This window comes from Klebsiella sp. C360 (assembly GCF_048822415.1).
In the GTDB taxonomy this organism is placed as follows: Bacteria; Pseudomonadota; Gammaproteobacteria; order Enterobacterales; family Enterobacteriaceae; genus Klebsiella; species Klebsiella quasipneumoniae.
This window is the reverse complement of the sequence record NZ_JBMEZZ010000033.1, coordinates 1-5,573: the sequence shown is the minus strand read 5'-3', so window position 1 is coordinate 5,573 and position 5,573 is coordinate 1. Positions and strand designations below refer to the sequence as shown.

4 protein-coding genes are annotated in these 5,573 nt (G+C 60.6%); 1 reads left to right on the top strand and 3 read right to left on the bottom strand.

Going from position 1 to position 5,573, the window contains the following annotated elements; genetic code table 11:
* Positions 1 to 32: 32 nt before the first annotated feature.
* Positions 33 to 2,999, bottom strand: coding sequence for a Tn3-like element TnAs1 family transposase (locus tag ACOI7D_RS27475; RefSeq protein WP_001138014.1), 2,967 nt, complete (start codon positions 2,997 to 2,999; stop codon positions 33 to 35).
* Between the two features lie 3 nt (positions 3,000 to 3,002).
* Complete coding sequence (locus ACOI7D_RS27470; RefSeq protein ID WP_001161490.1) at positions 3,003 to 3,563, bottom strand: recombinase family protein; 561 nt, start codon at positions 3,561 to 3,563, stop codon at positions 3,003 to 3,005.
* Between the two features lie 309 nt (positions 3,564 to 3,872).
* Here ACOI7D_RS27470 and ACOI7D_RS27465 point away from each other — a divergent pair, with 309 nt between their 5' ends.
* Positions 3,873 to 4,502, top strand: coding sequence for a PAS domain-containing protein (locus ACOI7D_RS27465; RefSeq protein ID WP_013188478.1), 630 nt, complete (start codon positions 3,873 to 3,875; stop codon positions 4,500 to 4,502).
* Here the strand turns inward: ACOI7D_RS27465 and ACOI7D_RS27460 are convergent.
* On the bottom strand, positions 4,477 to 5,573 hold a 1,097-nt coding region (locus ACOI7D_RS27460), incomplete at its 5' end, for a TonB-dependent receptor (RefSeq protein WP_118918707.1). The genes ACOI7D_RS27465 and ACOI7D_RS27460 overlap by 26 nt on opposite strands.

Here is a 5,573-nt window from a genome sequence, read left to right as displayed (position 1 = left end):
GGGAGCCCGCAGAATTCGGAAAAAATCGTACGCTAAGGTTTTCCGGGCATCCGTAAGGGCCGAAACTTCCCGTCTTCCAGTCTGCGGCTCTGCCGCCAGACGTAATCGCCGGTTAGGTTGATGTGCTCCCAGCCCAGCGGCGACAGGAATTGCAGCAGCTCGCCGTCCACCGGCTTGCCGGCCTCGACCAACCCCTGGGTGGCGCGTTCCAGGTACACCGTGTTCCACAGCACGATAGCCGCCGTCACCAGGTTGAGGCCGCTGGCCCGGTAGCGCTGCTGCTCGAAGCTCCGATCCCTGATTTCCCCAAGGCGGTTGAAGAACACCGCCCTGGCCAGCGAGTTGCGCGCCTCACCTTTGTTCAGGCCGGCATGCACGCGGCGGCGCAGTTCAACACTTTGCAGCCAGTCCAGGATGAACAGCGTGCGCTCGATCCGGCCCAGCTCGCGCAGGGCCACGGCCAGTCCGTTCTGGCGCGGGTAGCTGCCGAGCTTGCGCAGCATCAGCGAGGCGGTGACGGTGCCCTGCTTGATCGAGCTGGCCAGGCGCAGGATGTCGTCCCAGTGGGCACGCACGTGCTTGATGTTCAGGGTGCCGCCGATCAGCGGGCGCAACGTCGGGTAGGCTTGCACGCCCTGCGGCACGTACAGCTTGGTTTCGCCGAGGTCGCGGATGCGCGGCGCGAAGCGGAAGCCTAGCAGGTGCATCAGGGCAAAGACGTGATCGGTGAAGCCGGCCGTGTCGGTGTAGTGCTCCTCGATCCGCAGGTCGGACTCGTGGTACAGCAGGCCGTCGAGCACATAGGTGGAATCGCGGACGCCGACATTCACCACGCGGGTGCTGAACGGCGCGTACTGGTCGGAGATATGGGTATAGAACAGCCGTCCCGGCTCGCTACCGTACTTCGGGTTGACGTGCCCGGTGCTCTCGCCCCGGCCACCCGCGCGGAAGCGCTGGCCATCGGAGGATGAGGTCGTGCCGTCGCCCCAGTGGGCGGCAAAGGCGTGGCGATACTGGTGGTTGACCAGCTCGGCCAAGGCCGCCGAATAGGTTTCGTCGCGGATGTGCCAGGCTTGCAGCCAGGACAGCTTGGCGTAGGTCAGGCCGGGGCTCGACTCGGCCATCTTGGTCAGCCCGAGGTTGATCGCATCACCGAGGATTGCGGACAGCAGCAACGTCCTGTCTTTGGCCTCGGCCCCGTCCTTCAAGTGGGTGAAGTGGCGGCTGAAGCCCGTCCAGTCGTCCACGTCCATCAGCAGTTCGGTGATCTTGATGCGCGGCAGTAACTGGCTGGTTTGGTCGATCAGCGCCTGCGCCCGATCCGGCACCGCCGCATCCAGCGGGGTGATTTTCAGCCCTGACTCGGTGAGGATGGCATCGGGCAGCTCGTTGTCCTTGGCCAGGCGGGTGACGGTGGCCAACTGCTCGTCCAGCAGCTGCAAACGCTCTTCCAGGTACTGGTCGCTGTTCGGGTTGATCGCCAGGGGCAGGGCCTGCTCGCGCTTGAGTGCGGCGAACTTCTCGGCCGGCAGCAGGTAGTCGTCGAAGTCGCGGAACTGCCGCGAGCCCTTGACCCAGATGTCGCCGGAGCGCAGGGCGTTCTTCAGCTCGGACAGGGCGCAGATTTCGTAGAATTTCCGGTCGAGGCCTTCCGGGGTGATCACCAGCGGCTTCCAGCGCGGCTTGATGAAGGCCGTGGGTGCATCGGCCGGCACCTTGCGCAGGTTGTCGGCGTTCATCTCACGCAGGGTCTGCACGGCTGCCAGCACGCCTTGCGCGGCCGGCGCGGCGCGCAGTTCCAGCACCTCCAGCAAGGCCGGCGTGTAACGGCGCAGGGTGGCGAAGTTCTCGCCGACCAGGTGCAGGTGGTCGAAGCCTTCCGGCCGGGCCAGCAGCTCGGCCTCGCTGACGCTCTCGGTGAACTCGTCCCAGGGAATCACCGCCTCGATGGCGGCATAGGGGTCGCTGCCGCTTTCCTTCGCTTCCAGCAGCGCCTGGCCGATCCTGGAGTACAGGCGCACCTTGTCGTTGATCGCCTTGCCCTGCTTCTGGAACTGCTGCTGATGCTTGTGCTTCGCGCCGCTGAACAGCTTGACCAGGATGCGGTCATGCAGATCGACCAGCTCATCGATCACGGTCGCGGTGCTCTCCAGCACCACGGCGGCCAGGGTCGCGTAGCGGCGCTGCGGCTCGAACTTACCGAGGTCTTTGGGCGTCATCTGCCCACCCTCGCGGGCCAGCTTGAGCAGGCGGTTCTGGTGGATGTGCCGGCCCAGGCCTTCGGGCAAGTCCACCAACTGAAATGTCTTCAGCCGCTCGATGTGTTCCAGCATGTGCCGAGAGTTGGGTTTCAGCGGTGCCTGGCGCAGCCAGGTCAACCAGGTGATGCTGCTGCCGGCCTTGAGCTTCAACAGCTCGTCCAGCTTGGCCCGATGCGAGTCCGTGAGTGGTTCGACCAGGGCGCGGTAGACCCGCCGATTGGCTCGCGCAATGGCTTCCGAGCAGGCCCGGTCAATCACGCTCAGCGCCGGCAGGATGCGTCGTTTCTGCCGTAGGCTCTCCAGGGCCTGACCGGCCAGCAGCAAGCCTTTGTCGGTCTGCTGGGCCAGCTCGGTTAGCTCGCGCACCAGGGCGCGGAAGTCGGACAGGCCGAACGGGGCCAGTTGCAGGTAGGTGCGCAGTTCCTGGGCATGCTCGCGACGGGTCACGTCGCGCTCGCCGTACTTTGCCCAGCTCGCCGGCTCGGCCTGGACTTGCTTCGCCACCCACAGGATGACCGGCTCGGGCAGCTCGCTGTCGGTTCCCAGCGCGTAACCGGGGTAGCGCAGCAGGCAGAGCTGCACGGCGAAGCCGAGGCGGTTGGCGTCGCCGCGTCGCTGGCGGATCAGCGACAGGTCGGAGTCGTTGAAGGTGTAGTAGCGGATCAGGTCATCCTGGCTTTCCGGCAGCGCAAGCAGGGTGTCCCGCTCCGTGGCCGAGAGGATCAAGCGACGCGGCATGTGTCAGTCGTCCGTGCGGAGGTACTGGTAGAGGGTTTCCCGGCTGATGTTGAACTCGCGGGCAAGCTGCGCCTTGGGCTCGCCGGCCGTCGCTCGCTGCCGCAGGGTAGCAGCCTGCTCATCGGACAGGGCTTTCTTGCGGCCCCGGTACGCGCCACGCTGCTTGGCCAAGGCGATGCCCTCACGCTGCCGCTCGCGGATCAGGGCGCGCTCGAACTCAGCGAAGGCCCCCATCACCGACAGCATCAGGTTGGCCATCGGCGAGTCCTCGCCAGTGAACACCAGGCCCTCCTTCAGGAACTCGATGCGCACGCCGCGCTGAGTCAGCTTCTGTACCAAGCGACGCAGGTCATCGAGGTTGCGGGCCAGCCGATCCATGCTGTGCACCACCACTGTATCGCCTTCGCGGACGAAGCTCAGCAGCGCTTCGAGCTGGGGGCGCTGGGTGTCCTTGCCCGATGCCTTGTCGGTGAACACCTTGCTCACCTGGGTTTGTTCCAGCTGGCGTTCCGGGTTCTGGTCAAAGCTGCTGACCCGGACGTAGCCGATGCGGTGCCCCTGCACGATGTCTCCTTGGTTGAAGGCGGCTTAAGTGCACTTTCTGTTCCGTTGTGCCTCAAAGCCCATTTCTGTCAGGCTGAAATCTATAACCTTCGCGGGCATGTGTCAAAAAATGGGAAAGCAGACTCTATTCTGACGAAGCGGCGCGGCCCTGCCTGACATCAAGTTAGGGTATAGCCTAGATTGACATGCGCGATGCAACCCTTAACTTGCTTGCACCTATCGTTTCCATGCTAGCTTTATCGTAACGCTCAAGAAATTGGGCTTAATGCCGAAAACAATAAAATAAAACAGCCAACCCTTGAGGTTCTTATGCGCCAGAATTTACCAGTGACGGGTCGAAACTTAGAACTCCCAAAAGATGCCAATATTCTTTCGACTACCTCCCCTCAAAGCCATATCACGTACGTTAATCCTGACTTCATTAAAATCAGTGGTTTCACTGAGGAAGAACTATTAGGCCAGCCTCACAACATCGTAAGACACCCAGATATGCCGCCTGCTGCATTTGAGCATATGTGGAGTACATTAAAATCTGGCCGCTCATGGATGGGGCTAGTAAAAAATCGCTGTAAAAATGGCGACCACTATTGGGTAAGTGCTTATGTAACGCCAATAGCTAAGAATGGTTCGATTGTTGAATACCAGTCTGTAAGGACCAAGCCTGAACCTGAGCAGGTTTTGGCTGCGGAAAAATTATATGCTCAATTGAGAAGCGGGAAGGCCGCGAGGCCGAAATTGGCTGCTAGCTTTTCCGTGAAAATACTCTTGCTCATATGGGGTAGTATTATATCAAGCGCAATGGCTGCCGGCATGCTTACTGATACATCAATAAGCAGCTTATTGTTACCAGGAATCAACGCCTTTACCCGCTGCCGGAGCCTCACCTCAATAGCACTCTCCGGCAGCCGTATTGTTACAGCGAATCAAACTGATAGCTGACCGATAGCCCAACGCCATAGTTACGGCCCGGCGCCGGTTCATAATAGCGTCCGTTGCTCTCGTTGACGATAACAGAGCCGACGTAGCGCTTATCAAACAGGTTATCAACGCGCGTATAGAGGTCGACGGTCCAGTTATCTAGCACATATTTATAGCCGGTATTCAGTGCCGTCACCGTATAGGCTGGAGCCTGCTCGCTATTGGCATCGTTGACCTGAATATCGCTCATATAGCGGACTTCAGCGCCAGCGTACCATCCCTCTTCCGGCACCCAGCCAAAGGAGGCATAGGCGCTATTACGTGCAATCCCCGGGATCCGATTGCCGCTCTGAATAGCATCGCCGGCGTTTTCACGGTAGGTCGCATCCAGCAGCGTCCACGCCAGTTTGGCGCGCCAGGCGGGCGCAAATTGCTGATCCCATCCCAGTTCGACCCCGCGGCGGCGCGTCTTGCCCGCGTTCTGATAGGACGTACGGCCATTGTCGCTGGCGGCAACGACAATTTCATTTTTCGTGTCCGTATTGAAGACGCTCAGGCTCGCCATCCCGGTGCCCACCTGCCATTTACTGCCTGCTTCAACGGTGGTGTTAGTGGCCGGTTGCAGAGCAAAGTTAAGCCCGGACTGACCATCGGGACGATAGGACAGCTCGTTAATGGTCGGCGTTTCAAATCCCCTCCCGGCAGAGAGGTAAACGTTCCACTGCGGCGTCATGGCATACTTCAGCGCTGCCGCCGGAAGCCACTTGTGATAGCTCGCTTCGCCGCTATCATCACCATTTTTACCTACAACATAACGATCGTTGGAATCAAACCATACCGAGCTATAGCGCGCCCCGGCGTCCAGCCCCAGGGCTGAGGTGAGCTGCCAGTGCGTTTGAATGTAGGGATCGAGGTTCCACATCAGGTTACGTTCGTTACGTCGCATATCACCTTTGGTGCCGAGATCGTAAACGCCGTTCTGATAAACAAAGTTCTCATAGCCTTTGCGCTGTTCGGTCATCGCCTCGTAATCAAGGCCGGTGGTGATGGCGTAAGGGATAAAACCGCTGTCATCGTGGTGTGTCCAGCGCG

Coding starts and splice junctions, on each gene's coding strand:
- ACOI7D_RS27465 (WP_013188478.1), top strand. CDS start 3,873: ATGCGCCAGAATTTACCAGTGACGGGTCGAAACTTAGAACTCCCAAAA.
- ACOI7D_RS27475 (WP_001138014.1), bottom strand. CDS start 2,999: ATGCCGCGTCGCTTGATCCTCTCGGCCACGGAGCGGGACACCCTGCTT.